Raw genomic sequence first — 26,243 nt, forward strand, 5'->3', positions numbered from 1 at the left:
TTGAATGACGGTATCGACCACGGTGTCGGTCACTCGCCCACCACCACCCTCTCGCCCGCCTTCAACGCGCCCCCGTCCGCCTTGACTTCGACGACCCCGGCGGCGGAGAGCCCGACAGTCACATGGACGTCGGTCACGACGTCGCCGCGCTCGACCTTGACCCGGGCCCGTCCGTCGGACGAGGTGTGGATCGCGGCCATCGGCACGGTCAGCACCTTGCCGTCGGAGGCCCCGACCTTGATGGTCACCTTCACGGCGGCCTCGGCCTCACCGGCGAGCGGCCCGGGTTCCGGGACGGTGATCCGCACCTGGACGGCGGCGGTGGAGGCGGAGGCGGAGTTCGTGTCGTCGGTGGTGGAGGGGGCCGTAGCGGCGGAGTCCGCACCCGACGAGGAATCGGAACCGTCCGCCACGACGTCGACCGTACCCTGCACCGACTTGCCGTCCGCCGTGGTCAGTTGGGCGGTCATGCCGTGCCGCAGGAGCTGGGCGTCGGTGCCGGGGACGGCCGCCTGCACGACCACGTCGGAGCTGGTCACCGTGCCGATCTGGGCGGACGGGGTGTCGCCCGTCTTCACGCTCACCTTGTCCAGCCGCGCGGGCAGCTTCGGCAGGAAGACGACCTCGCCGGCCGGGACCTTCGTACCGTAGGTGGCCTTGAAGCCGCTGAGCGCGCCGTTCGCCAAGTCCAGAGCCTTCTGGGCGGACTTGACCTGAATCTTGTGGACCTGCTTGTCCGTGCTGGACTGAGGAGCGGGGGTGCTGGACGACCCGGAATCACTGGAACTCTCCTCACCAGCACCGCTGTTGGTGGTGAGGAGCGCCTCCTGCGCGGCGGAGACGGCCTGTTCGAGCGAGCCGAGCTGCTGCTGATCGGCGGGGCTCGGTTCCTGGGCGTCGTACCCCTCGCTCTTGTACCAGTCGGCGACGGCGGTGGCGGTCCCCTGCCCGTACGTCCCGCTGGTGCCGCCGGGGTCGAACCCGAGCCGCTTCAAAGCCTTCTGAAGCTGTGTCACATCGTCGCCCGAGGTGCCGGGCCCCAGCGCGCGGTACATCGGTACGGAACCACCGAGCGCGAACACCGGACGGCCGTTGACCCTCATCAGGACATCGCCCTCCTTGATCTTCGTACCGGCCACCGGCGCCTTGGTGACCCGCTGCTCGGCACCCTCACCGTCCGCCCCGGCCGCCGCCCCGCTGCCGACCGGCCCGGCCAGCGACAACGGCCGCGGTGACGCGAACTCGACCGACCCGGTCGCCACCACACTCGCGGTGAGCGACTGCCGTACGACCGCCACCGTCACGGGCCCGGCCTTCGGCGCCTGATGCGAGGCGGCGGCATCCGCGGGCGACTGCACCCGCGTACCGGCGAACCACCCACCCGCCCCGACCAGCACAACCGCCGAGACAACGACCCCAAGTCGCCTACGACCGCTGCCGATTCGGCTGGTCGCGTCCTCCCGCGGGCGGCTCATCCGTTCTCCCCGTAGTAGGGCTTGGCCTTCTCCTTGGGGAAGTAGGCGGCGCGGAACTTCCTGCCGCACTCCAGGTCCTTGAGGGCGATGCCGATGTCCTTGTTGAGGAGCGGCAGCGCGCCGTCCTTGCTCAACGACATGAAGTTCTCCGGCAGTTGGCGGGAGATGTCGAGGCGGACCATGGAGACCAGGCCGGTCGGCTGGGTGGTGCTGACCGAGATGCCCTGACCGGTCAGGCAGCTCGCGAACTGCTGCGCGAGCTGGACGAGTTGGGCGTCACCGTTGAGCGCGAGGCCGTTGGCGTGGTTCTGGTCGGCGCGGGCCTTCTCCGCGTTCTTCTCGGCCGCCGCGCTGAGCGCCGGCCCGTGCGCCGCGACCCGCCCCACCTCCGAGCACCCGCCGACCTTCTCCTCCGCCTTGGTCTTGGCCGGGGGACCGGTCAGCGCGATGTCGTACGCCTTCTTCTGGGCGTCGGTCAGACCGACCTCGTCCTGGTCCTGAGGTGAGGTCCGCTTGGCCGTCGCGGCTTTGCTGAAAGGGACGTTGGGGTCGTTCGGGTAGACGGCGCCGGCGTAGTACCCGAAGCCGTACTTCTGCCGGAACTGCTTCGCCCGCGCGTAGTCCTCCCCGTCGACCGCGGTGAACGAGTCGGCCCCGGTCGAGGTCCGCACGTGCGGGGTGTAGGTGAACCCCTGCTTCTTCATGCAGACCGCGATGGCGTTCTCCTGGATGTACTCCTTCTTCGTCGCGTCGTTCACGCCGTCCGGGACGGTGAGTTGGGTGGCGCCGTTGACTGTCGTCGTGGCCGCGCTCGAATCCGAACTCCCGTTGCCGGCGGCCGACTTGTTGTCGGAGCCGCCACCGCAGGCGGCGAGGAGGGGGAGCAGGCCGAGACCGAGGACCAGGGCGGACATACGTGTTCCGGGCGTGATTCTGGGCGTGATTCTGGGCGTGCCGAATTTAGGCATGCTCATGCCATGCGCTCCTTCAGGGTTGATCAGGGTGTGTGGGCAAGGGGTGTCTCACTCAGCCGGCGAGGTCCCGGTTCAGCCGCCGCCGCTCCCCTTCACGGCGTCGAAGATGCGGGGATCGGTGGCGAGTTGGATGAGCGGACCGGTGCGCGGACCACTGCCGCTCCGTCCGGTGGCGGCCTCGTCGAGGGTGCCCGCGACGACCTGCACCGTCCATCCGCCCGGGGTCAGATAGGTGACACCGGTGGCCAGAGATCTGTCGGCCACGTAGTAGAACAACAGGCTGCCCGACCCGCGCTCGGTCAGGGAGCACCGGGTGATCAGGCCGTTCCAAGGGGAGGCGAGCGGACGGCCGTTGCTGTCGGCGCAGGCCCGGGTGGGGTGGGGGTACATCGGGTCCGTGACGGTCCGACTGACCCTCACGTAAAGGTCGTTGACGCTGCCGTCTGCGGTGGTCATCTTGAAGTAGCGCCCGGGGCGGAGGGGTTGGCGGGGTTGCTCGGCCGAGAGGGTCGTGCCGACTCCTTCACCGTTGCCGTTGCCGTTGTCGGCGGAGAGAATCGTCCGCAGCAACTCCAGCGACGGCTGCCAGGCCGAGGGCTGCCCGGCGGGAAGCGTCGGCGCACTCTCCGGCCGGGGCGAGAGCAGGGCGTGCCCGCCGAGCACGAGTGCCCCCGCCATGACGGCGGCGCTCAGGGTCGCGCCGACCCTCCGCCGCCGACGGATCCGCGCACCGCGCACGACGGCGCCCGGAACCAGGTCGGGCATGGGCGGCTCGCCCCCGGAACCGAGCCCGCCCAGGGCGTCGACCAGCGCGGACTCGTACGCGTACCGGTCCGTCCGATCCTGCGGGTCCGCCTGGCGCGTCTGGCGCGTCTGGCCCGTCTGGCCCGTCTGGTCCACCTGGTCGGTCTGGTCCGCCTGGTCTGCCTGATCCGTCTGATCCGTCTGATCCGTGAAGTCGTCACCGGCCTTCCCGCTCATGCTCACCACTCCGCCCGCAGATAGCCGGTTCCAGTGCCTGTGCTGCCAGCTCCGAAGTCGTTGCCGAGATCCTTGCCGGAGTCAGCCAGGATGGTGCGCAGGGTGCCAAGACCCCGGGAGGTCTGGCTCTTCACCGTGCCGACGCTGCACCCCAGCGCCGCCGCCGTGGCCTCCACGCTCTGGTCCTCCCAGAACCGCAGCACCAGCACTGCCCGCCCACGCGGCGGCAGTTGCCGTAGGGCATCGAGCAGGGTCAGCCGCAGATCCGGATCGGAGGCGGGTGCCATGACCTCCGCCTGGTCCGTCCCCGCCCCCGGCCGCTCCCACCAGCGCCGTCGCCGGGTCTCGTCGATGAACGTCCGGTACAGCACCCGCCGCGCGTACCCGTCCGGCGACTCCAACTGCCGTACCCGACGCCACACCGCGTACAGCTTCGCCAGCGCCGTCTGCGTCAGGTCCTCGGCCAAGTGCCAGTCCCCGCACAGCAGATGGGCCGTACGCCGCAGATGCGCCTGCCGACTGCGGGCGAAGTCGTCGAAGTCGAGCCCGACACCACGGGTATCGCGGGTATCGCGGTCATCACGGGCATCACCGCCATCGGAGACGTCCTGCCAGACCGGCGTCCGGATCACAGGCCACCTCCACCCGGCACCGGCGCGCCGCGCGGTGAGAAGTACGTCATGCCTGAGGAACGGGGTTACAGGCCAGGGAGGTTGTCACGTCCCGGAAAACTTCCTCAACCCAAACACAGAGACAACGGCGACAATGGATCACGGGACCGGACAAGCGGGACAACAGCGCGACGAGACAACAGTGCGACGGGACAACGGGGGTGCAGTGGTGGACAGTTCGCCGAGCGGGAGACCGTCGCCGGCCGAGGTACGCATCCGCATGGCGGTGTGGCAACGGATAACGCCCTTCCTGCCCATGGCCGTTGTAACAGCGGCCTTCTACACCGCACCCGGGACCGACATCTCACCGCCGGGCGGAGTGCCGGGCGCGGTGGCGTTCTGGATCGCCCTGCTGGTGCTGGGCAACCTCCTCCCCTCCCGCTTCGGCATCACCCTCACCCCGTCCGCGGCGGTGGTCCGCAACGTGCGCCGCCGAACCATCCCCTGGTCCGACATCCAAGCCGTCCAGGTCCGGTCCACCGCGGGCATCAGGTCGATCGTCCTCCACGAGGCGAACGGCCGCACCACCGAACTCCGGGCACCCACCACCGGATTCCTCTCCTGGGACCGCCACTTCCAGGACAAGCTCCACACGATAGAAACCTGGTGGCAGACCCACCGAGGCCCCGACTGGACCCCGATCCCACCCCCACCGGCCTGGTGGAACACCCCACCGACCCCGGACCGGAACCCGCTCGCCCCGCCCAAGTAGCCCAGCCGCAAACGGGGTTGAACCACCAAGCGGGCAGGAGCAGAAGCCATGGCACTCACCCGCAAGGGATCCCGGTCAGAACAAGGCGACGAACCCGCGCCCAGGCGGGCATCATTCGTACCGTGGGCGATGTACGGGACGGCGTCATAGGCGTCTGGCGGGTCAGCCGGTCCGGCCGGCTCGGGGGCTACCTGCTGGCAGTGGGCCCGGCGTGCGGGGCGCTGTCCGCATGGTGGGGTGTTCTCTCCCACCCGGACAGGCAGAACGCGGAATCCGCCGGAGCAGCGACCGCCTTCGCACTGGTCTTCGCCCTCTTCGCCTGGTGGGTGCTGCTGCGCGTACGCCTGGAACTCACCACGGACACGATCGTCATGGTGAACCCCTGGGGCACCCAGCACCTGCCCTGGTCGCGTGTCACCGTGGTGACCCTCGGCAACTGGGGAGCACAGTTCCACACGACGGACGGGTTCACGTACACGGCGTACGCCCTGAGCGACCTGGCAGCCGGAACCCGCCAGGACGACCGGTTCGCCGACGTGAAACGAGCATCCGACGCCCAACTCCAGGGCGGACAGCCGCTGTAGGAGTCCCGGGCGGCGATGCGGGGACCGGACGAGCGGTATGAACAGCCCTGTCAGCCGCTTCCCGACAACAGATGCGGCGCATAAGCCGCCACCGCCTCCAACAACTCCCCCTTCGACGGATTCACCATCGCCCGCCCGGCCACGGTCACCGTCGGCACAGTCTCGTTCCCGTCCGCGACGGAGCGGACGAACGCGGCCGCGTCAGGGTCGCGCCAGATGTTCACCTTGCTGAACTCCAGCCGTGTGAAACGGAGTTGGGTGAGCAGCCTCATGCAGTACGGGCACATGGGCCGCCAGTAGACGACGACACCACCACCATCGGGCTCTTCAGGCACGTCTCTCCCCCTTGTCGCCCTGCTCGCCGGTCTCCGACCGACCCGGCACCGGACCATCATGCTCAGCACCCGCGGTGTGCAGAAGCCGGTGAAGGAAGTACGCGGACGCCGGCGGCAGCACAGGCGTACGCGGCGTGTAGACCGCCAACTTCCGTACCGTACCGGGGTCGTTCAGCGGCCGGGTCACCAGTCGCCCGAAGGACATCAGCGGCAACACCAGCCGAGGTACGGCACTGACGCCGAGCCCCGCCGAGATCATGCCCGCCGCCGTACCCACCTCCCGGGTCTCGATGACGTTCGTCGGCCGAACTCCCGCCTGCTCGAAGGACAGATCGGCGAGCCGCCGTACGCTGCTGGACGGCGTGAAGGCGACGAAGGGCTGCCGGGCGAGGTCGTTCCAGGTCACGGATGCTCGTGCGGGAAACTCCGGTGCGGGAGCGCGCGGCGCTGTCCTACGATCGCCCTTTCTGCTTCGGCCGGCAGTTGTGACCCACGACACCGGCCCGTTGTGGAGGGGACCAGCCCGTTCGAGCCGGGCCAGGTGGGCTGACATCTGCTGTGAGCGGCCGAATAGTTGGGGGACACCGGGTGTGGGACGGGGCGTTCTACCGCGTCCAGCGCAATGGTTACGAGGTCTGCTTCGTCCCCGATGCCGGGGTGCCCCTCGACGAGATCGACGACGTCGACATGTGGGTGATCTTCGACAACGGGGAACGGTGGTCGGGGACGATCTACACCCTGGATGTCGTCCATCGCGTCATGGACCGTTGGCGAGAAACCGGCGAATGTCTTGGAGGCAGGTTCTTCTACGTCTGGGATGGACTGATCGTCCGCGACAGAGGAATTCCCGGGATGGTCGATGTCGTCGACGACCTTGTTCGGAGCGGTGACTACAGATCCGTCTTCCGCGATTGCGGTCCGGAAGACGAAGACACAGATGCCTGACCGCTTCGTCCCGAAGCGACTTGGGCGGGGCTCTACAGGGATGCGGCCGGGCACCTGAAGACGCCTGGCGTTTGTAGCGCGACGTACGGAGCAATGCTCAGATCCTGTGGATCGGCTCGGAGAGGCGTACCTTCCCGAATGATCGATCGACTGGCATCGAGTAGGCCCGCGTTGTCGCGCGGGTCGTGAAGGCACGCCCGTGCTCAGCGTAGTGAACGACGACGGCACCCCCCAACGGCTCCTCCCTGATCGATGAGATCGTCCGTGAGGGCACGAGGCGGATGCTGGCCGCCGCACTGGAAGCCGAAGTCAACGCCTACGTAGCCGAGTTGGCCGACAGCGGGACGAGCAGGGCCACCGCCTGGTCGTGCGCAACGGCCACCACCAGCCGCGCAGGGTGACCACTTCGGCCGGGGCAGTCGAGGTGATGGCCCCGCGGGTAAACGACAAGCGGATCGATGAGACCACGGGCGAGCGCAAGCGGTTCTCCTCAGCGATCCTGCCACCCTGGTGTCGCAAGTCCCCGAAGATCAGCGAAGTCCTGCCGCTGCTCTATCTGTACGGCCTGTCCTCCGGTGACTTCGTGCCGGCACTGGAGCAGTTCCTCGGTTCGGCGGCCGGCCTGTCGCCCGCCACGGTCATCCGGCTCACCCGGCAATGGCAGGCCGACCACGCCGCGTTCGGCGAGCGCGACCTGTCCGCCACCGATTACGTCTACGTCTGGGCCGATGGCATTCACCTGCGCATTCGCCTGCGGGAGGTGAAGTCGTGCGTGCTCGTGCTGATGGGCGTGCGCACAGATGGCTCCAAGGAACTGATCGCCATGAGCGACGGCTACCGCGAATCAGCCGACTCCTGGGCCGACCACCTGCGCGACTGCGCACGCCGCGGACTGCGCGCCCCCGTCCTCGCGGTCGGCGATGGGGCGCTCGGCTTCTGGAACGCCCTCCGTGAGGTCTCTCCCGAAGCCCGCCATCAGAGGTGCTGGGTTCACAAGATCGCCAATACCCTCGACGCCCTTCCGAAGTCCGCCCGGACCGGGGCGAAGAAGGCCCTGCAGGAGATCTACAACACCGAGGACAAGCAGTATGCGCTGAAGGCAGTGGCCGCATTCGAGAAGACGTACGGCGCGAAGTGGCCCAAGGCCGTCAAGGAGATCACCGACGGCGTGGACGAGCTGCTGGCGTTCTACCACTTCCCCGCCGAGCACTGGATCCACCTGCGGACCACGAATCCTATCGAGTCGACCTTCGCCACGGTGCGGCTCCGCACGAAGATCACCAAGGGCGCCGGCAGCCCGGCCGCCGCTCTGGCCATGGTCTTCAAGCTCGTCGAATCCGCCCAGCAGCGATGGCGGGCGGTGAACGCACCGCACCTCGTCGCCCTCGTCCGGGCCGCCAGCACCAGGAAGCCCAGGAGCGGGAGCGGATCGCGGCCGGCACCGACTGGGAGGGCAAGGGGTACGTCTTCGCCTCGCCGATCGGCGGCCCTCTCAGTCCCAACACCGACTTCCACACCTGGAAGCGGCTTCTCCGGGACGCGGGCGTACGGAACGGCCGCCTCCACGACGCTCGCCACACCGCCGCGACCGTTCTCCTGATCCTCGGCGTCCCTGACGTCGTGATCGACTCGATCATGGGTTGGGAGCCCGGGGGAGCGGCCAGGACGCGCGCTCGGTACATGCACGTGACGGGGACCATGCTTCGCAAAGTCGCCCAGCAAGTTGGCGACGCCCTTTGGGAGCTCCCGAAAACGGACTCAGAGACAAACTGAGACGGAAACTGAGACGGCCAACGACGAAGGGCCCCACCGCGAACGGTGGGGCCCTTCGACATCGTGCCCGGTGAGGCACTGGCGGAGGATACGAGATTCGAACTCGTGAGGGGTTGCCCCCAACACGCTTTCCAAGCGTGCGCCCTAGGCCACTAGGCGAATCCTCCGCGGCAAACAATACAAGACGTTGAGGAGTGCTCGCGAACTCGTTCCCCCCGCTCAGATCCTGTAGCCTGTGCGGAGCCCCTCACGCGGCGCTATCTGACTGAACTCCCCCAGGGCCGGAAGGCAGCAAGGGTAGGTTGGCTCTGACGGGTGCGTGGGGGGCGCTTGCGTTCCCGGCGGCTCCCTGGCCGTTCCCGGTGCGGGGAGCGCCTCCGTGGATCTTGTCGGCGGCCCCCGTTGTCAGTGGGCGCCTATAACCTCGTACGCGTGTCGTCTCTCGCGCTCTACCGCCGTTACCGCCCGGAGTCGTTCGCCGAGGTCATCGGGCAGGAACATGTCACCGACCCGTTGCAGCAGGCGCTGCGGAACAACCGGGTCAATCACGCGTACCTGTTCAGCGGGCCGCGAGGCTGCGGCAAGACCACGAGCGCGCGCATCCTGGCCCGCTGTCTGAACTGCGAGAAGGGCCCCACCCCCACCCCCTGCGGCGAGTGCCTGTCCTGCACGGACCTCGCGCGCAACGGACCCGGTTCCATCGACGTCATCGAGATCGACGCCGCGTCGCACGGTGGTGTGGACGACGCCCGTGAGCTGCGCGAGAAGGCGTTCTTCGGGCCCGCGAGCAGCCGCTACAAGATCTACATCATCGACGAGGCCCACATGGTCACGTCGGCCGGCTTCAACGCGCTGCTCAAGGTCGTCGAAGAGCCCCCGGAGCACCTCAAGTTCATCTTCGCGACCACCGAACCCGAGAAGGTCATCGGGACCATCCGGTCGCGCACCCACCACTACCCGTTCCGGCTCGTGCCGCCCAGCACCCTGCGCGAGTACCTGGGCCAGGTCTGCGGGCAGGAGAACATCCCGGTCGAGGAGGGCGTCCTGCCCCTCGTCGTGCGCGCGGGCGCCGGTTCCGTGCGTGACTCCATGTCCGTCATGGACCAGTTGCTCGCCGGCGCCAGCACCGACGGTGTGACATACGCCATGGCGACCTCGCTGCTCGGCTACACCGACGCCTCGCTCCTCGACTCCGTCGTCGAGGCCTTCGCCACCGGTGACGGCGCCGCCGCCTTCGAGGTCGTCGACCGCATCATCGACGGCGGCAACGACCCGCGCCGTTTCGTCGCCGACCTGCTGGAGCGCCTCCGCGACCTGGTGATCCTCGCGGCCGTCCCCGACGCCCTCGACAAGGGCCTCATCGACGCCCCCACCGACGTACTCGAACGCATGCAGGCCCAGGCAGGCACCTTCGGCGCCGCCGAACTCAGCCGCGCCGCCGACCTCGTCAACACCGGCCTGACCGAGATGCGCGGCGCCACCTCCCCCCGCCTCCAGCTCGAACTCATCTGCGCCCGCGTCATGCTCCCCGCCGCCTACGGCGACGAGCAGTCCGTCATGGCCCGCCTCGACCGACTGGAGCGCGGCGTCAACTTCGCGGGCGGCGCCGGAGCGCCCACCATGGCCTACGTCCCCGGCCCCGACGCCCACGCGCAGCCGCAGGCCCACGCACACCCCCAAGCCCACGCGCAGTCCCCTGCCCAGGCTCACGCGCAGGCCCCCGTCCCGCCCGGCGGTGGTGCCGCCGCCGCGCGCGCAGCCGTACGAGGTCCAGGGGCACCCGGCGCCACCCCGGCTCCCGTCGCGACCCCGCCCGCGATGCCGGCGGAGCAGCCCCCAGCCCCCGCCCCCGCACCCGCCTACGTCCAACCCGCCCCGCCCACCCCGGAACCCCAACAGCCGCAGCCCCAGGCACAACCCCAGACCTCCGCCCCCACCCCCGGCGCCTGGCCCACCGCCACAGCCGCGGGCAGCGGTCGTCGCCCCGGCGGCTGGCCCACGGCGGCCCCGGCAGGCGGCGGACAACCCCCGGCCCCCGCCCACAACACCCCCGCCCCCACCCCCGTGCAGGCCTCCGCACCCCAGGCCGCGGCCCCCGCCCAACCCGCCGTCTCACCCCCGGCCGGCGGCCTCGACCCCCGCATGCTCTGGCCGAACATCCTGGAAGTGGTGAAGAACCGCCGCCGTTTCACCTGGATCCTGCTCAGCCAGAACGCGCAGGTCACCGGCTTCGACGGCACGACCCTCCAGATCGGCTTCGTCAACGCCGGTGCGCGGGACAACTTCAACAGCAGCGGCAGCGAGGACGTCCTGAAGCAGGCGCTGTCCGAGCAGTTCAACGTCCAGTGGAAGATCGACGCGGTCGTCGACCCGTCGGGCGGCGGCACCCCGCCCCCGCAACCGGGCGGTTCCTACGGCGGCGCCGCACCGGGTGGCTACGGCGGTGCGCCGTCCGGTGGCTACGGCACCCCGGCCCCCGCTGCGCCCGCCCCCCGCCCGGCATCCCCCCAGCCCGCGCCCGCCCCCACGAACACGCCCAACTCCCCCTCGTCACAAGCCCCGACGCCCGCCCAACCCCCCGCGCCCCCGGCCCCCGCCCCCCGCACCGTCTCCGCCGAGGACGACACCCCCGAGGACGACGACCCAGACCTCGACGAGTCGGCCCTCTCCGGCCACGAACTCATCGTCCGAGAACTGGGAGCCACGGTCATCGAGGAATTCACCAACGAGTAGCCCCCACTCCCAGGACTCCGCCCCACCCCGATGCCCTCAGGGCCGCGGGGCGACGTCGACATGCGGCTCCGCACCCGCAACCACCCCCCGCCCCCTTCCCCCCGCCCCACGCCACCCCCTAGGGGCGCGGGACTGTGTCGATATGCGGCTCCGCCGCGCGGGCGCGCCCAGCCCCCACCCACCCGCACCCCGCAAACAACCCAACCCACCCACCCCCAACCGCCCACACCCCCGCCCCACCACCGACCACCCCCGCCCCCAACCCCCACCCCTCCCCACCCCACCCCCACCGTGACCTAGGCTGACCCCGTGAAGGTCCTCGTCATCGGTACCGGCGCCCGCGAACACGCCCTGTGCCATTCCCTGTCCAACGACCCCGACGTCACCGCCCTGCACTGCGCCCCCGGCAACGCCGGCATCGCCGAGGCAGCCGAGCTGCACGAGGTCGACCCCCTGGACGGCGCAGCCGTAGCCGCGCTGGCCACCGAACTCGGTGCCGAACTGGTCGTGGTCGGCCCGGAGGCACCCCTCGTCGCCGGGGTCGCCGACGCCGTACGCGAGGCGGGCATCCCGGTCTTCGGTCCCTCCGGGGAGGCCGCCCAGCTGGAGGGCTCCAAGGCCTTCGCCAAGGAAGTGATGGCGGCAGCCGGTGTGCCGACCGCCCGCTCCTACGTCTGCACGACCCCGCAAGAGGTCGCCGAGGCTCTCGACGCCTTCGGTGCGCCGTACGTCGTGAAGGACGACGGACTGGCCGCGGGCAAGGGCGTCGTCGTCACCGACGACCTCGAAGCCGCGAAGGCACACGCCAACGCCTGCGAGCGGGTCGTCATCGAGGAGTTCCTCGACGGCCCCGAGGTGTCCCTCTTCGCGATCACCGACGGCGTGACCGTCGTCCCGCTCCAGCCCGCGCAGGACTTCAAGCGTGCGCTGGACGGCGACGAGGGCCCGAACACCGGCGGCATGGGCGCGTACTCCCCGCTGCCGTGGGCCGACCCGAAGCTGGTGGACGAGGTCATGCAGACCGTCCTCCAGCCGACCGTCGACGAGATGCGCCACCGCGGCACCCCCTTCTCCGGCCTCCTCTACGCCGGTCTCGCGATCACGAGCCGCGGTGTGCGGGTCATCGAGTTCAACGCCCGCTTCGGCGACCCGGAGACCCAGGTGGTCCTGGCCCGCCTGAAGACCCCGCTGGCCGGCGTCCTGCTCGCCGCCGCCGACGGCACCCTCGACGACCTGGCCCCCCTGCGCTGGAGCGAGGACGCGGCGGTCACCGTCGTCATCGCCTCGCACAACTACCCCGGCACCCCGCGCACCGGCGACCCGATCACCGGCCTCGACGAGGTCGCCGCTCAGGACGCCCCGCACGCGTACGTGCTGCACGCCGGCACCAGGTACGACGGCGACGACGTCGTCAGCGCGGGCGGTCGCGTCCTCTCCGTCACGGCGACCGGCGCGGATCTCACGCAGGCCCGCGAGCGCGCGTACGCGGCCGTGGCCCGCGTCCGCCTCGACGGCTCCCAGCACCGCACGGACATCGCGGCGAAGGCGGCGGCGGGCGAGTAACCCCAAGCCCTCAAGCGTCCCCGCGCGCCGGTGAACCACACCGATGCACCACACCGGCGGACCGCGCCGATAAACCCCACAGGCCCCGAATCCGTCTCACGATTCGGGGCCTGATCCTTGCCCTCTGTCATCCACCTTTCCCCTGAGCCATTCCATCGAGTGACCGATGCCCCAACCGGCTGACGGGGACCGGGGCCCCAACTATGGTGCGGCGCAAGCGTTCCGGCACTTGGCCCACCGGCATTGCGATGTCAGTGGCGGGTGCCACAGTGGGGGAGTGAGCAAAGCCAGCGGAACGGGACAGCACGGAGGGGGCGAGGTCCGGTCGTGACCGGTATGGGTGTGGGTGTGGAGGCGGGCGCGCAGGCGGCGCGTTCCCGGGCCTTGGCCGTGCTGCGGATCCGCAGCCGGGCGCTGGCCGTCGCCCTGTTGCCCGCCGCCGTCGCGGTGATCCTGCTCGCGGGCGGTTCCACCGGCCATCTCGTGGGCCGGGGCTGGGACCTCTCCCGCTGGATCATGGGCGTGGCCGCGGTCGTCGTGCTGCTCGCCGCCGGCGCCATCGCGCTGGTCGTCGCGCGGGCCCGCCCGGCCGTGAGTCCTACGGTCGCGATCGCCGAGGAGTCGGCCCCCGACCTGTACCGCCTGGTGCGCGACCTGGCCGACCGCCTCGACGTCCCCGCGCCGTCCGCGATAGCGCTCACCCCGGACTGCGACAGCTGGCTGGAGGACCGCACCCACCCGTCCCACGGCCCGCCCCCGCAGGAGAACCGCGACGAGATCACCGGCGTCCGCGGCCTCACCCCGGCGCGTTCCCGTCGTACGACCGCCTCGCCCGTCCTCGTCATCGGCTCGCCGTTCCTGTGGTGGATGCGGGTGGGCGAGCTGCGCGCGGTGCTCGCGCCGGTCGTCGCCGGTACGGGACCCTCGGCGCACCCGGACATAGCCGCGGCCCGCCGTTTCGTACGGGGCCTGGACGCGGCGGTGGCCGTGACCTCGGCACCGCGCGGTCCCCTGTTCCGTTCGGTGCTCGCCGGTGTCGGCTGGGTCGCCCGGCTGCTGCTGCGCAGTTGCCGGGGGCACGCGGCCGAGATGGAGCGGGGCGTGGCCGCCGCGGCGGCCGAGCGGGCACAGGCTGTGGACTACGGCCTGCGGATCGTCGCGCAGGAACAGGTGGGCCTGGCGTACGCGGGCTGGGACCGGCTGCTGACCCGGGTCGCGCTGCCCGCGTGGCGGATGGGCCGCTGGCCGTCCCGGCTGGACGCGGGTGTCGTGGCGGCGCTCACCGAGCTGTCCCGGCGCGACCGCCTGGCCGAGGGTTTCGCCTCCCGGCTGGGCGAGCGCCCCGCCTGTGACCTGCTCGAAGAGCCCGGCACGATCGACGAGGCCACCTCGCTCCTCGCCGCCCGCCTCTTCCACGGCGGCCCCGCCGAGACCGGTCCCGACTGGGCGCCGGTGAGCTGGCAGGAGTACCCGGAGGAGGTCGTCGACCGTAAATGGCGCACCGACGCGGCCCGCCTCCACCGCGTCCTGGACACCCTCGGCGTCCGCCGCGCCCCCGACCCGACCCCGCCCCACCATGATGCCCCGACCCTGGCCCGCGTGGTGGACCACCTGACGGACCCGACGGCACCGGACGGCCGTACGGATGGCCGTACGGACGGTCGTACGGACGAGCGGTACGGGGAGGCCGACGCCGTGGATCCGTATGCGCCGGACGCCACCCTCGGAGACCCGTCCACCCCCGCACAACTGGAAGCCCCGGAGCCGGAGTTGAAACCCGCCCCCGACCCCGACCCCGCCCCCGACCCCGACCCCCACTCGCATCCGGAGCCCGAGCCCTACAAGGCGATGGCCGCCGACGACGAGGAGCTCGGCGAGAGCGGATCGCCGCACAGCGCGGCCCTCGCCGCGGGACTCACCGCGGAGCTGGCACGCGAGGAGGCCGCGACCCCGCCGACGAGTTCGGCACCGCCCGGGCAAGGCCCCGACACCGGGCTCTGGGACGACACCGCGCTCCCCCTCTTCCCGCTCCAACCCCCCCGCACCGGGCGGGAGTTGCTCGCCGATCACGTCACGGCGATGGTGTGCTGCGCCGCGATGGACACGGCCGGCGCGCTGCCCGGCCTGGACTGGCTCGACGGCCCGACGCTGCTCGTCAACGGCGAACGGGCGGCCGACCTCGCCCCGAGGGTGCTCAGCCTCGTGGAGGACGGCGACCCGGCCCCGCTGCAGGCCTGGCTGATCGACCTGGGCATACGCCCGGAGAAGCCGGTACGCCTCGTCTGAATCCCCGAACCTCGGCGGAATCCGCACTTCCACTTTTGGTCAATTGGCAACGACCAGTGACAGGGTGCGTGCTTAATGTGATGTGCTGGGACCGATCCCGTATGCCGTCCTGTACGTGGCAAAGGCTTACGGCATACGACAGTTGGACGAAGGAACACCACGGGGGCACGAGGGAGGGGAGCGACCATGGGGTCGGAGCAGATCCGCCGCTGGGAGTCCGGAGCGCTGGCGCACGCCGTCACGGACCCCTTCGGGCAGGGCCCCGTCCCCTGGCTCCGGGGCAGCGAGACCTACTTCGACGACACCGGCCACGTCGTCCCCTGGTACGTGGACCCGACCCCGGCCCACGCCCCCCGCACCACCGGCGGAAACGCCCCCAAGCTCCCCGCCCCACGCGCGTCCGAGGGCGGCGGCCCGCGCTCCGCCGACGACGTCCGCCGCCAGATCAAGGGGTTCACCTCGGCCAGTGCGGTCGCACCCGGCGAGGCGCTCGACTTCCATGTCACGGTCGACCCGCCCCAGGAGTTCGCCGTGGACATCTACCGCATCGGCCACTACGGCGGTGACGGCGCCGCCAAGATCACCACCAGCCCCCGCCTCTCGGGCATCGTGCAGCCCCCGCCGCTCACCGCCGACCGCACGGTCTCCTGCCACCACTGGTGGCTGTCCTGGCGGCTGCAGATCCCGAGCTACTGGAGCATCGGCGCGTACGTGGCCGTCCTCACCACCGCCGACGGCTACCGCTCGCACATCCCGTTCACGGTCCGCGACAACCACCCCGCCGACCTGCTCCTCCTCCTGCCCGACATCACCTGGCAGGCCTACAACCTCTACCCGGAGGACGGCCACACCGGCGCGAGCCTCTACCACGCCTGGGACGGCGACGGCCGCCTGCTCGGCGAGTCCGAGGCCGCGACGACGGTCTCCTTCGACCGCCCGTACGCGGGCGCGGGCCTGCCCCTCCATGTGGGCCACGCCTACGACTTCATCCGCTGGGCCGAGCGCTACGGCTACGACCTCGCCTACGCCGACGCCCGCGACCTGCACTCAGGACGCGTGGACCCCACCCGCTACCGGGGGTTGGTCTTCCCGGGCCACGACGAGTACTGGTCGACACAGATGCGCCGTACCGTCGAGCGCGCCCGCGACCACGGCACGTCCCTCGTCTTCCTCTCCGCCAACACCATGTACTGGCAAGTGGAGTTGGGGCCCTCCCCGTCCGGCGTCCCCGACCGCCTGCTCACCTGCCGCAAGCGCCGGGGTCCGGGCAAACCGGTGCTGTGGCGCGAAGTCGACCGCCCCGAGCAGCAGTTGGTCGGCATCCAGTACGCGGGCCGCGTGCCCGAGCCGCACCCTTTAATCGTCCGCAACGCCGACCACTGGCTGTGGGAGGCGACCGGCGCCGGCGAGGGCGACCCGATCGAGGGCCTGGTCGCGGGCGAGGCCGACCGGTACTTCCCGCGCACCCAGCTCCCCCCGCACGAGGAGCGCATCCTGCTCGCCCACTCCCCGTACGCGGACGGCGAGGGCGCCCTCCGCCACCAGGAGACGTCCCTGTACCGGGCGCCGTCCGGTTCCCTCGTCTTCGCCTCCGGCACCTTCGCCTGGTCACCGGCCCTGGACCGCCCCGGCCACGTGGACGCCCGCGTCCAGCGCGCCACGGCCAACCTCCTGGACCGCATCTGCAAGCACGACTAACCCCGCGACCAGGGGTCGGTCCCGCATACGGGACAATCGAGCCAGTTGGAGAGACCCACTGGAGGAACCCGTGTCCGGATTCGTAGAAAAGCCCGAGCCGCTCCAGGTTCCGGGCCTGACGCACCTCCACACCGGCAAGGTGCGCGAGCTGTACCAGAACGGGGCGGGCGACCTCGTGATGGTCGCCAGCGACCGCATGTCGGCCTACGACTGGGTGCTGCCCACGGAGATCCCCGACAAGGGCCGCGTCCTCACCCAGCTCTCCCTCTGGTGGTTCGACCAGCTCGCCGACCTGATCCCCAACCACGTCCTCGGCACCGACCTCCCGCCCGGCGCCCCCGCCGACTGGGCGGGCCGCACCCTCATTTGCAAGTCCCTCCAGATGGTCCCGGTCGAGTGCGTGGCCCGCGGCTACCTCACCGGCTCGGGCCTGGTCGAGTACGACGCCTCCCGCACGGTCTGCGGCCTCGCTCTCCCCGAGGGCCTGGTCGACGGCAGCGAACTCCCGGCCCCGATCTTCACCCCGGCGACGAAGGCCGCGGTAGGGGAGCACGACGAGAACGTGTCGTACGAGGAGGTCGCCCGGCAGGTCGGCGCCGACACCGCCGCGCAGCTGCGCCAGGCGACCCTCGCGGTCTACGGCCGGGCCCGGGACATCGCGCGCGAGCGGGGCATCATCCTCGCGGACACGAAGTTCGAGTTCGGCTACGACGGCGAGACGCTGATCGCGGCCGACGAGGTCCTCACCCCGGACTCGTCCCGCTTCTGGCCGGCCGAGACCTGGGAGCCGGGGCGCGCGCAGCCGTCGTACGACAAGCAGTTCGTGCGCGACTGGCTGACCGGCCCGGAGTCGGGCTGGGACCGCAGGAGCGAGCAGCCGCCGCCGGCACTTCCGCAGCAGGTGGTGGACGCGACGCGCGCGAAGTACATCGAGGCGTACGAGCGCCTCACGGGCCTGAACTGGGCCTAGGGGGCATGAAAAACCCCGGTCCACCCGGACCGGGGTTTTTGCTTGGAGCGGACGACCAGGTTCGAACTGGCGACCTCAACCTTGGCAAGGTTGCGCTCTACCAACTGAGCTACGTCCGCGCTGCGCCGTGGCGCGAGAGCAACTATACCCAACCTCGCTCGCGTGCGAGACGCACTGCCGCATGCCGGTTCTCGGCCCCGAGTTTCGAGACGGCGGACGAGAGATAGTTCCGTACGGTCCCCTGCGAGAGCGCGGCCCGTTCGGCGATCTCCGCGACCGGCGCCCCGTCCGCGGCCAGCTCCAGCACCTCGGCCTCACGGGCGGTCAGCGGCGAGTCCCCGGCGGAGATCGCGTCGGCGGCCAACTCGGGGTCGACATAACGATTTCCGGCATGCACGGTACGGATGATCTCGGCAAGCCGCTGCGCACTGACGGTCTTGGGCACGAACCCCCGCACCCCCGCCGCAAGCGCCCGCTTGAGATGCCCCGGCCGCCCGTGCCCGGTCACGATCAACACCCGGCACCCAGGCAGTTCGGCCCGCAACGATGTGGCCACCTTCACACCGTCCGCCCCCGGCATCTGAAGATCCAGCACAGCCACATCCGGCTCATGAGCCCGAGCCATGGCCAACGCCTCGGGCCCGGTAGCAGCCTCGGCCACCACCACAAGGTCATCCTCCAGCCCGAGCAACGCGGCAAGCGCCCCCCGAATGAGGTGTTCGTCATCGGCGAGCAGGAGTCTTACGACGGGGGCGGTCATGGGGTGCTCCTGGTGAGGACGGGCAGGGGGCGGATGGGGTGGGCGGTCAACCGGGTGCCCTTGCGCGCGGCCGACAGTGGCAGTGGGCGTTCGGGGCGGGTGATCACGAGGCGACTTCCCCGACTCGCGTCGGGCAGGGGGCGGACGGGCCGGGAGGTCACGGGGCGACTTCCCCAGCTGGCGGTGGGCAGGGCCGGATGAGCCGCGCGGTCATGAGGCCGAGCCTCCCGTCCCCGTCCCGGTCCCCGTAGCCCCAGCCAGCGGCACCGTGGCCACCACCCGGAACCGGTCGCCGTCCACAGCCCCGGCCTCCAACTCGCCGCCGACCGCCGTCAGCCGCTCCCGCAGCCCGACCAACCCCGACCCGCCCTTGCCGCCACCCCCGCCGTCATCACTGGCGCCGACATCGCCTCCCCCCGCCACCTTCGCCCCATCGTTCTCAACGGTGAGCACAACCCGCCCCTCCTCCACCCGCACCCCCACCACGCACCGCCCCGCATCCCCATGCCGCAGCACATTGGTCGTCGCCTCGCGGACCACCCACCCGAGCGCCGACTGCACCTCGACCGGTAGCCCGGCCGCGTCGCCGGTCACCTCGCAGTCGATGCCCGCCGCCGCCAACACGCCCTGCGCACCGGCCAGTTCGAGGCGGAGGTCGGCCTCGCGGTAGCCCCGTACGACATCGCGTACCTCCCGTTGGGACTCGCGGGCGATCCGCTGGACCTCGATCATCTGCTCCACGGCCTCGGTGCGCCCGCGCCGGGCGAGCTGCACAGCCAGTTCGCTCTTCAGCGCGATCACCGACAGGTTGCGCCCCATCACGTCGTGCAGGTCGCGCCCGAACCGGAGCCGTTCCTCGGCGACGGCGAGGCGGGCCCGGGTCTCGCGGGCCTCGTCGAGTTCGTAGACGGCGTCGAGGAGCCAGACGGAGAAGGCCGCGGTGAAGGCGAGACCGCCCGCGGCGAAGAGCACGGCCAGCCCGGTGCCGAGCGCGGCCGGTGCGGCCACCCCGAGCGGGAGTTGCGCGACCAGCGCCCCGCCGACCGCACCCGCCACCACCCCGAAAACCTGCCGCCGACCCCGCACCCCCAGCGTCAACGTCCCGGCGCCGAAGCCCAGCACCCCCACGAAGAGCGTGCTCGCGGCAGCCCGCACATGGTCGTCACCGGGGCCCCGTTCCCGCAGGACGAGCGCGGCGACGGCGATCAATGCCGTCACCGCCCCGAGGAACCACAGCAGCCGTACGGGCTGTGCCCGCCGACCGCGCGTCCAGTCGAGCGCCCGGGACGCGGTCGCGGAGCAGATCAGCGCGTGCACGGTCACGACCGCCGCCATCCAGGTCGCGGTACCCACCCCGACCTGCGCGAACAGCGGCAGCCCGATCGCGCCGACCTCGATCACGGCGAAGAAGTGGAAGGACCAACGGGTGTACGTCTCGACCTTCCCGGGCGTGCTCTTCCGCCCCCACCAGCCGCCCGAGCCTTCGCCCGATCCTCCAGGTGTCCGCATCTCTCGGTGCTCCCCGTGCTTGCCGTGCTCCGCGTACCTCAGCGCCGCGGCTCCCACCGGAACCACCGCCGTACAGCAAACACCGCGAGGACGGTCCAGGCCAGCGCGGTCAGGACGGCGCCCAGCGCGTCGTAGCCGGACAGGTCGCCGTTCCAGCCGCCGCTGATCAGCCGGATCGCGGGGGACAGCGGGAGGAACTGGCAGATGTCCGCGATCCGGTCGGGGAGGAGTTGGAGCGGGATGATGATCCCGGAACCGAGCATGGACGCGAACAGCACCGGCAGCGCGGTCACCTGCGCGCTCTCCGCCGTCCTGGTGATCGTCGCCGTGAGGGCGGCCAGCGCGGCGGCCAGGAACAGTCCGAACAGCAGCCCCAGGACGACGAGTTGGGGCATCGCGGGCGCCCCCGCGTCGAGCAGCAGCACACACGCCACCGCCAGCAGCACGGACTGCGCGAACCCGACGCACACCGCCGGCAGCGCGGTCCCCGCGAGGATCTCGGAGTCGCCCAGCTCCCCGGTGCGCAACCGCTTGAGGACCAGTTCCTCCCGCCGCGAGACGAAGGCGCTCACCAGCGACGAGTACACGGCGAAGAGCAACGAGAACCCGATCGCCGCCGTGAGCATCACCGCCCCGACCGACAGCCCCTCCCCCTTGAGATCCATCTGGTCGACCGCCGGCCGCACACTGAACGGCAGCGCCAACGGCACGAGCAGCGCCGTGACGACCGCACTCCGATTCCGCCCCAGCAACGCCAACTCGGCCCGCCCGAGCGCCCGCAACCGCCGTACCGGAGTAGTCGTAGCAGCCCTCGTAGCGGCTGTCGTAGAAGTCGTCGCACTCATACCGTCACCTCCTGCTCATGCCCGTGCTCCCGGGCGATCCCCAAGAACGCCTCTTCCAGCGAAGCCGACCGCACCTCAAGCCGCCGCAATGCGATCCCCGCCCCCTCGGCCCACACCAACAACCCGGTGGCAGCTCGCTGCAACTCCTGCGTCTCCAGCCGTACGACCCTCCCCGCCACCTCGTGCCGGACGACCCCCAGCGGGCCGAGCGGCGGCAGATCCCCCACGAAATAGCCAGAGGGCAGCTCGAACGAGATCCGCGACGGCCGCCCCGCCGTCACCTCGGCCGGTGTCCCGGTGACCGCGATGCGCCCCTCGCTGAGGATCGCGAGGCGGTCGGCGAGCCCCTCCGCCTCCTCCAGATAGTGCGTGGTGAGCAGCACGGTCGTCCCGCCGTCGCGCAGCGCCCGCACCAACTCCCAGGTGTCCTGCCGCCCTTCGGCGTCAAGCCCGGTCGTCGGCTCGTCGAGGAACAGCACCTCGGGCGACCCGAGCAGCGCGAGCGCGAGATCGAGCCGCCGCCGTTCACCCCCGGACAACTGCTTCACCCGTACGTCCGCCCGCCGCGCGAGCCCGACCAGCGCGAGCGCCTCCGCCTCGGGCCGCGCCCCGCTCGTACAGCCCGCCCACATCCGCGCGGTCTCCGCGACCGTCAGCTCGGACGGAAACCCGCCCTCCTGCAACATCACCCCGGTCCGCGGCCGTACGGCGGCCCGCTCGCTGTAGGGATCGTGGCCGAGGACGCGCACCTGCCCGCCGGACGCCGGTGCTAGGCCCTCCAGAAGTTCGACCGTGGAGGTCTTGCCCGCGCCATTGGTGCCCAGGAGCGCGAAGACCTCCCCGCGCCGCACGGAGAACGTGATCCCCCGCACAGCCTCGAACCCGCCCCCGTACACACGGCGTAGGTCAGTGACCTCAATCACGTGTTCGTGTTCGTTGGTGTCCATGACTTCAGCGTCGCCGTGACGGAGGCCCGGCAGCAGTGCGCGGTGTCATCACTCGGCATGACAAATGTCAGACGGGGACGACCTGTTGACGCGCATCGGGCGATGGATCGGGCATAGCAAAAACCCCGGTCCACTGGACCGGGGTCTTTCGCTGGAGCGGACGACCAGGTTCGAACTGGCGACCTCAACCTTGGCAAGGTTGCGCTCTACCAACTGAGCTACGTCCGCATTGCATCCGATCGGCTCTCACCGGTCGGCGCGAGCACCAGCCTACCCGATCCACAACAGTGGTCCGAACGGTGATGCTTGCAGAGCGGGTGACAGGAATTGCACACTGCGCCTTCCTCCTGGAAGGAGGATGTTCTGCTACTGAACTACACCCGCGTGTACTCCGTGAGCTGGGCCTTTCGGCCTCGCCCCTCGGCGTGCTCCGAACTCTAGCTGACCAGGAGGGGTGCAGCGCAAGTCGGTTGCCCCGAGGGGCCGATGACCGGCCGTCGGCCCAACTCATCGGCCCGTCTCACCCGGGGCTGCTCACTGCGCGGCGGTGAACGCCTCGTAGATCTTCTTGGGGATGCGTCCGCGCGCCGGCACGTCCATCTTGTTCGCCTGGGCCCAGGCCCGGACGGCCGCCGGGTCGGGGGCCACCTCGGTCTGGCGGTAGGCCTTGCCGGACCTCGACCGCTTGCGACCCGCGTCCACGTAGGGCGCGAGCGCCTTACGCAGTTTCTTGGCATTGGCTTGATTCAGGTCGATCTCGTACGACTTGCCGTCGAGCCCGAAGGCGATCGTTTCCGCCGCTTCCGAGCCGTCGATGTCGTCAAAGAGAGTGACCACGACCTTCTGCGCCACGAATATCGGTCCCTTCGTGCGACACCGGAAACCGCACTATCCGCGGGGACGCACGGAGACGTCACGGAGGTGCGGAGATGTCGACTGTCCGCCTGTTATTGGGCAAAGTATCGGCTATTGCCAATTCATTTGTACAGTGCCCGGCAATGCAATGTGAAGCCCGACTAAATCTTCCCGCGTGTCTCCGCGCAATAGGGAACCGGGATCGATCCGGGATCTTTCCCTGAACTTTTCGTGAAGACCCCCGCCCGACACCGGATCGTGATGGTCCTCACGTAGATTCCTACAACTCTACTCGCGTAGAAATTTTGTGCGGGTAGTCTGAAGTCACCTGTCGAAGACCCGCAGGAACACGCTCAGCACCACAACACCGGGAGTGCCAGTGGCACGCGTCGTAGTCGACGTCATGCTCAAGCCGGAGATCCTCGACCCCCAGGGCCAGGCGGTCCAGCGTGCGCTGCCACGCCTGGGTTTCGAAGGCATCTCCGACGTACGTCAGGGAAAGCGATTCGAACTGGAAGTTGACGGCCCGGTCGACGAGGCCGCGCTCGCCCGCATCCACGATCTTGCGGAATCCTTCCTCGCCAACACGGTGATCGAGGACTTCACCGTCAAGGTGGAAGAAGTGGCGGAGGCCGCCAAGTGACCGCTCGTATTGGCGTCGTCACTTTCCCCGGCAGCCTCGACGACCGCGACACCCAGCGCGCGATCCGTCTCGCCGGCGCCGAACCGGTAGCCCTCTGGCACAAGGACAAGAACCTCCACCAGGTCGACGCCGTCGTCCTCCCGGGCGGTTTTTCCTACGGCGACTATCTGCGCGCGGGTGCCATCTCCCGTTTCTCGCCGGTGATGGAGACGGTCATCGAGCAGGCGAAGTCGGGACTCCCCGTCCTCGGTATCTGCAACGGCTTCCAGATCCTCACCGAGGCGCACCTCCTCCCCGGCGCGATGCTCGGCAACAACCACCTGCACTTCATCTGCCGTGACCAGAAGCTGCGGGTGGAGAACGCGGACACCGCCTGGACCAGCGACTACGTGTCCGGCCAGGAGATCCACATCCCGCTGAAGAACATGGACGGCCGCTACGTCGCCGACGAGCACACGCTCGATGAGCTGGAGGCGGAGGGCCGCGTCGTCTTCCGCTACGTGGACATGAACCCGAACGGTTCGCTGCGCGACATCGCGGGCATCACGAACGCCGCCGGGAACGTCGTAGGCCTCATGCCGCACCCGGAGCACGCCGTCGAGGCGCTCGTCGGGTCCGGTCGCACCGACGGCCTCCCCTTCTTCACCTCGATCCTCAAGAAGCTGGTCAACGCATGAGCCGGACGCCTCTGGACACGGTCGAGCACGCGGCCGAGACCCCCGACGTCGAGCTGCCCTGGGCCGAACTCGGCCTGAAGAAGGACGAGTACGAGAAGGTCGTGGAGATCCTCGGCCGCCGGCCCACCGGCGCCGAGCTCGCCATGTACTCCGTCATGTGGTCCGAGCACTGCAGCTACAAGTCCTCCAAGGTCCACCTCCGCCAGTTCGGCGAGAAGGCCCCGCAGTCCGACGCCCTGCTCGTCGGCATCGGCGAGAACGCGGGCGTCGTGGACGTCGGCCAGGGCTACGCGGTCACCTTCAAGGTGGAGTCGCACAACCACCCGTCCTACGTCGAGCCCTACCAGGGCGCGGCCACGGGCGTCGGCGGCATCGTGCGCGACATCATCGCGATGGGCGCCCGCCCGGTAGCGGTCGTAGACCCGCTCCGCTTCGGCGCGGCGGACCACCCCGACACCAAGCGCGTCCTCCCGGGCGTCGTCGCGGGCATCGGCGGCTACGGCAACTGCCTGGGCCTGCCCAACATCGGCGGCGAGGTCGTCTTCGACGCCTGCTACCAGGGCAACCCGCTGGTCAACGCGGGCGCCATCGGCGTCATGCGGCACGAGGACATCCACCTCGCGAAGGCCTCCGGCACCGGCAACAAGGTCATCCTCTACGGCGCCCGCACGGGCGGCGACGGCATCGGCGGCGCGTCGATCCTGGCGAGCGAGACCTTCGACGACGCGAAGCCGTCGAAGCGCCCCGCCGTCCAGGTGGGCGACCCCTTCCAGGAGAAGCTCCTCATCGAGTGCACCCTGGAGGCGTTCAAGGAGAAGCTGGTCGTCGGCATCCAGGACCTGGGCGCGGCCGGACTCTCCTGCGCCACAAGCGAGTTGGCGTCCAACGGCTCCGGCGGCATGACGGTGACGCTCGACGACGTCCCCCTCCGCGACTCGACCCTCTCGCCCGAGGAAATCCTCATGAGCGAGTCGCAGGAGCGGATGTGCGCGGTCGTCGAACCGTCGAAGGTCGACCGCTTCCTGGAGATCTGCGAGAAGTGGGACGTCATCGCCACGGTCATCGGTGAGGTGACCGACGGCGACCGCCTGGAGATCTTCTGGCACGGCGGCAAGATCGTGGACGTCGACCCGCGCACGGTCGCACACGACGGCCCGGTCTACGAGCGCCCGTACGCCCGCCCGTCCTGGCAGGACGCGCTCCAGGCGGACGACGCCAACAAGCTTGCCCGGCCCGGGACTTCGGAGGAACTGAAGGCCCAGGTCCTGGCGCTGGTGTCGTCCCCGAACCAGGCGTCCAAGAAGTGGATCACGTCGCAGTACGACCACTTCGTGCAGGGCAACACGGTGCTGGCGCAGCCCGAGGACTCGGGCATGATCCGCATCGACGAGGAGACCGGCCTCGGGGTCGCCATCGCGACGGACGGCAACGGCCGGTACGCGAAGCTGGACCCGTACGCGGGCGCGCAGTTGGCGCTCTCGGAGGCGTACCGCAACGTGGCGACGACGGGCGCGAAGCCCCTCGCGGTGTCGGACTGCCTGAACTTCGGTTCGCCCGAGGACCCGGCGGTGATGTGGCAGTTCGCGGAGGCGATCCGTGGACTGGCCGACGCCTGCCAGCAGTTGGGCACGCCGGTGACGGGCGGCAACGTCTCCCTCTACAACCAGACGGGCGATGTCGCCATCCACCCGACCCCGGTGGTAGCGGTGTTGGGCGTCATCGATGACGTGGCGCGTCGCACGCCGGTGGCTTTCCAGGAGGAAGGCCAGCTGCTGTATCTGTTGGGCGACACGCGTGAGGAGTTCGGGGGTTCGGCCTGGTCGCAGGTGGTCCATGACCACCTCGGCGGCCTGCCCCCGAAGGTCGACCTGGAGCGGGAGCGGCTGCTGGCCGAGATCCTGATCTCCGCGTCCCGCGACGGCATGATCGACTCGGCGCACGACCTGTCCGACGGCGGTCTGATCCAAGCGGTGGTGGAATCGGCCCTGTTGGGCGAGAAGGGCGCGCGTCTGATCGTCCCCGACGGCCTCGACGCGTTCACCTTCCTCTTCTCGGAGTCGGCGGGCCGCGCGGTCGTGGCGATCCCGCGCTCGGAGGAACTCCGCTTCAACGACATGTGCGGGGCGCGGGGTCTCCCGGTCACGCGCATCGGCGTAGTGGACGGCAACTCAGTAGAAATCCAGGGCGAGTTCGCGTTCTCCCTGGAGGAGTTGCGCGAGGCGCACGAGGGGACGATCCCGGCGCTGCTGGCGTAACACCCAAGCGGGGAAAGGGCGTTCGCGGGATGGTCACGCCGACCGTCCCGCG

General features: G+C 70.3%; 23 protein-coding genes, 4 tRNA genes, 1 other RNA gene and 1 pseudogene. 14 read left to right on the top strand and 15 right to left on the bottom strand.

From position 1 onward, the window contains the following. Nucleotides 1-29 precede the first annotated feature (29 nt). From OG407_RS27285 to OG407_RS27300, 4 genes are all read right to left on the bottom strand, one after another. Nucleotides 30-1,475 carry a peptidoglycan-binding protein gene (locus tag OG407_RS27285; protein WP_405862000.1) on the bottom strand — a complete coding sequence of 482 codons (1,446 nt, stop codon included), beginning with the start codon at nt 1,473-1,475 and terminating at the stop codon, nt 30-32. Then, the gene (locus tag OG407_RS27290) at nt 1,472-2,389 is read right to left on the bottom strand and encodes a hypothetical protein (protein WP_405862002.1); all 918 of its coding nucleotides are present in this window, start codon (nt 2,387-2,389) and stop codon (nt 1,472-1,474) included. Before OG407_RS27290 ends, OG407_RS27285 begins: the two co-directional genes overlap by 4 nt. A 132-nt stretch (nt 2,390-2,521) precedes the next feature. Continuing rightward, a complete protein-coding gene (locus OG407_RS27295) occupies nt 2,522-3,430 on the bottom strand; it encodes a hypothetical protein (protein ID WP_405862004.1) in 909 nt (302 codons plus the stop codon). Between the two features lie 2 nt (nt 3,431-3,432). Beyond that, entirely contained in the window at nt 3,433-4,062 is a 630-nt protein-coding gene (locus OG407_RS27300) for a SigE family RNA polymerase sigma factor (RefSeq protein WP_405862006.1), read from the bottom strand. Between the two features lie 295 nt (nt 4,063-4,357). On the opposite strand from OG407_RS27300, the gene OG407_RS27305 reads away from it, so the two are divergent. After that, on the top strand, nt 4,358-4,813 hold the full coding sequence (locus OG407_RS27305) for a hypothetical protein (RefSeq protein WP_405862008.1): 456 nt from the start codon (nt 4,358-4,360) through the stop codon (nt 4,811-4,813). Between the two features lie 122 nt (nt 4,814-4,935). Continuing rightward, complete coding sequence (locus OG407_RS27310) at nt 4,936-5,397, top strand: hypothetical protein (RefSeq protein WP_405862010.1); 462 nt, start codon at nt 4,936-4,938, stop codon at nt 5,395-5,397. A gap of 50 nt (nt 5,398-5,447) precedes the next feature. Here the strand turns inward: OG407_RS27310 and OG407_RS27315 are convergent, their stop codons facing one another. Both OG407_RS27315 and OG407_RS27320 read right to left on the bottom strand, forming a co-directional pair. Then, nucleotides 5,448-5,732, bottom strand: a complete 285-nt coding sequence (locus tag OG407_RS27315; RefSeq protein ID WP_405862011.1) for a glutaredoxin domain-containing protein — start codon at nt 5,730-5,732, stop codon at nt 5,448-5,450. Then, complete coding sequence (locus OG407_RS27320) at nt 5,725-6,285, bottom strand: LysR substrate-binding domain-containing protein (protein ID WP_405862013.1); 561 nt, start codon at nt 6,283-6,285, stop codon at nt 5,725-5,727. The genes OG407_RS27315 and OG407_RS27320 overlap by 8 nt, the downstream gene beginning before the upstream one ends. A 35-nt stretch (nt 6,286-6,320) precedes the next feature. On the opposite strand from OG407_RS27320, the gene OG407_RS27325 reads away from it, so the two are divergent. The 3 genes and pseudogenes from OG407_RS27325 (at nt 6,321) to OG407_RS27335 (ending at nt 8,450) form a co-directional block, all read left to right on the top strand. Beyond that, on the top strand, nt 6,321-6,677 hold the full coding sequence (locus OG407_RS27325) for a hypothetical protein (protein ID WP_405862015.1): 357 nt from the start codon (nt 6,321-6,323) through the stop codon (nt 6,675-6,677). 199 nt (nt 6,678-6,876) lie between these two features. After that, nucleotides 6,877-8,079: pseudogene (locus tag OG407_RS27330) on the top strand (IS256 family transposase); the annotation flags it as partial. Then, entirely contained in the window at nt 8,028-8,450 is a 423-nt protein-coding gene (locus tag OG407_RS27335; protein WP_405862017.1) for a tyrosine-type recombinase/integrase, read from the top strand. The pseudogene OG407_RS27330 and the gene OG407_RS27335, both read left to right, overlap by 52 nt. 79 nt (nt 8,451-8,529) lie before the next feature. On the opposite strand, the gene OG407_RS27340 is transcribed toward OG407_RS27335, so the two are convergent. Continuing rightward, nucleotides 8,530-8,617, bottom strand: a tRNA-Ser gene (locus OG407_RS27340). A gap of 71 nt (nt 8,618-8,688) precedes the next feature. On the opposite strand from OG407_RS27340, the gene ffs reads away from it, so the two are divergent. The 6 genes from ffs (at nt 8,689) to OG407_RS27370 (ending at nt 17,700) form a co-directional block, all read left to right on the top strand. Next, nucleotides 8,689-8,787: signal recognition particle sRNA small type (ffs, locus tag OG407_RS27345), an RNA gene on the top strand. A 95-nt stretch (nt 8,788-8,882) separates the two neighbouring features. Beyond that, entirely contained in the window at nt 8,883-11,183 is a 2,301-nt protein-coding gene (locus tag OG407_RS27350; RefSeq protein WP_405862019.1) for a DNA polymerase III subunit gamma and tau, read from the top strand. Nucleotides 11,184-11,492: 309 nt separating this feature from the next. After that, nucleotides 11,493-12,746 (top strand): phosphoribosylamine--glycine ligase, encoded by a 1,254-nt coding sequence (gene purD / locus OG407_RS27355; protein ID WP_405862021.1) that lies wholly within the window; start codon nt 11,493-11,495, stop codon nt 12,744-12,746. Nucleotides 12,747-13,082: 336 nt separating this feature from the next. Beyond that, complete coding sequence (locus OG407_RS27360) at nt 13,083-15,032, top strand: hypothetical protein (protein WP_405868630.1); 1,950 nt, start codon at nt 13,083-13,085, stop codon at nt 15,030-15,032. 186 nt (nt 15,033-15,218) lie between these two features. Beyond that, nucleotides 15,219-16,730: a N,N-dimethylformamidase beta subunit family domain-containing protein gene (locus tag OG407_RS27365; RefSeq protein WP_405862023.1), complete on the top strand. Its 1,512-nt coding sequence runs from the start codon at nt 15,219-15,221 to the stop codon at nt 16,728-16,730. Between the two features lie 70 nt (nt 16,731-16,800). Next, nucleotides 16,801-17,700, top strand: coding sequence for a phosphoribosylaminoimidazolesuccinocarboxamide synthase (locus tag OG407_RS27370; protein ID WP_405862025.1), 900 nt, complete (start codon nt 16,801-16,803; stop codon nt 17,698-17,700). A 43-nt stretch (nt 17,701-17,743) separates the two neighbouring features. Here OG407_RS27370 and OG407_RS27375 read toward each other — a convergent pair. From OG407_RS27375 to OG407_RS27410, 8 genes are all read right to left on the bottom strand, one after another. Then, a tRNA-Gly gene (locus OG407_RS27375) sits at nt 17,744-17,819 on the bottom strand. A 23-nt stretch (nt 17,820-17,842) separates the two neighbouring features. Further along, nucleotides 17,843-18,460: a response regulator transcription factor gene (locus tag OG407_RS27380; RefSeq protein WP_327402944.1), complete on the bottom strand. Its 618-nt coding sequence runs from the start codon at nt 18,458-18,460 to the stop codon at nt 17,843-17,845. A gap of 210 nt (nt 18,461-18,670) precedes the next feature. Further along, nucleotides 18,671-19,969 carry a sensor histidine kinase gene (locus OG407_RS27385; protein WP_405862027.1) on the bottom strand — a complete coding sequence of 433 codons (1,299 nt, stop codon included), beginning with the start codon at nt 19,967-19,969 and terminating at the stop codon, nt 18,671-18,673. Between the two features lie 38 nt (nt 19,970-20,007). Further along, nucleotides 20,008-20,814: an ABC transporter permease gene (locus OG407_RS27390; RefSeq protein ID WP_405862029.1), complete on the bottom strand. Its 807-nt coding sequence runs from the start codon at nt 20,812-20,814 to the stop codon at nt 20,008-20,010. Continuing rightward, nucleotides 20,811-21,761 carry an ABC transporter ATP-binding protein gene (locus OG407_RS27395; protein ID WP_405862031.1) on the bottom strand — a complete coding sequence of 317 codons (951 nt, stop codon included), beginning with the start codon at nt 21,759-21,761 and terminating at the stop codon, nt 20,811-20,813. Before OG407_RS27395 ends, OG407_RS27390 begins: the two co-directional genes overlap by 4 nt. A 152-nt stretch (nt 21,762-21,913) precedes the next feature. Beyond that, a tRNA-Gly gene (locus tag OG407_RS27400) sits at nt 21,914-21,989 on the bottom strand. An 84-nt stretch (nt 21,990-22,073) separates the two neighbouring features. Continuing rightward, a tRNA-Gly gene (locus OG407_RS27405) sits at nt 22,074-22,145 on the bottom strand. 150 nt (nt 22,146-22,295) lie between these two features. Then, a complete protein-coding gene (locus tag OG407_RS27410) occupies nt 22,296-22,613 on the bottom strand; it encodes an Lsr2 family protein (protein WP_327402948.1) in 318 nt (105 codons plus the stop codon). A gap of 382 nt (nt 22,614-22,995) precedes the next feature. On the opposite strand from OG407_RS27410, the gene purS reads away from it, so the two are divergent. From purS to purL, 3 genes are read left to right on the top strand one after another with little or no spacing between them, the layout of a single operon-like run. Beyond that, nucleotides 22,996-23,259, top strand: coding sequence for a phosphoribosylformylglycinamidine synthase subunit PurS (gene purS, locus OG407_RS27415; protein WP_015659417.1), 264 nt, complete (start codon nt 22,996-22,998; stop codon nt 23,257-23,259). Next, nucleotides 23,256-23,936: a phosphoribosylformylglycinamidine synthase subunit PurQ gene (gene purQ / locus OG407_RS27420; protein WP_403589836.1), complete on the top strand. Its 681-nt coding sequence runs from the start codon at nt 23,256-23,258 to the stop codon at nt 23,934-23,936. The genes purS and purQ overlap by 4 nt, the downstream gene beginning before the upstream one ends. Then, nucleotides 23,933-26,191 (top strand): phosphoribosylformylglycinamidine synthase subunit PurL, encoded by a 2,259-nt coding sequence (purL, locus tag OG407_RS27425; RefSeq protein WP_405862034.1) that lies wholly within the window; start codon nt 23,933-23,935, stop codon nt 26,189-26,191. The genes purQ and purL overlap by 4 nt, the downstream gene beginning before the upstream one ends. The last annotated feature ends 52 nt before the right edge of the window (nt 26,192-26,243 follow it).

It is taken from the genome of Streptomyces sp. NBC_01515, from assembly GCF_045040345.1.
Lineage (GTDB): Bacteria > Actinomycetota > Actinomycetes > Streptomycetales > Streptomycetaceae > Streptomyces.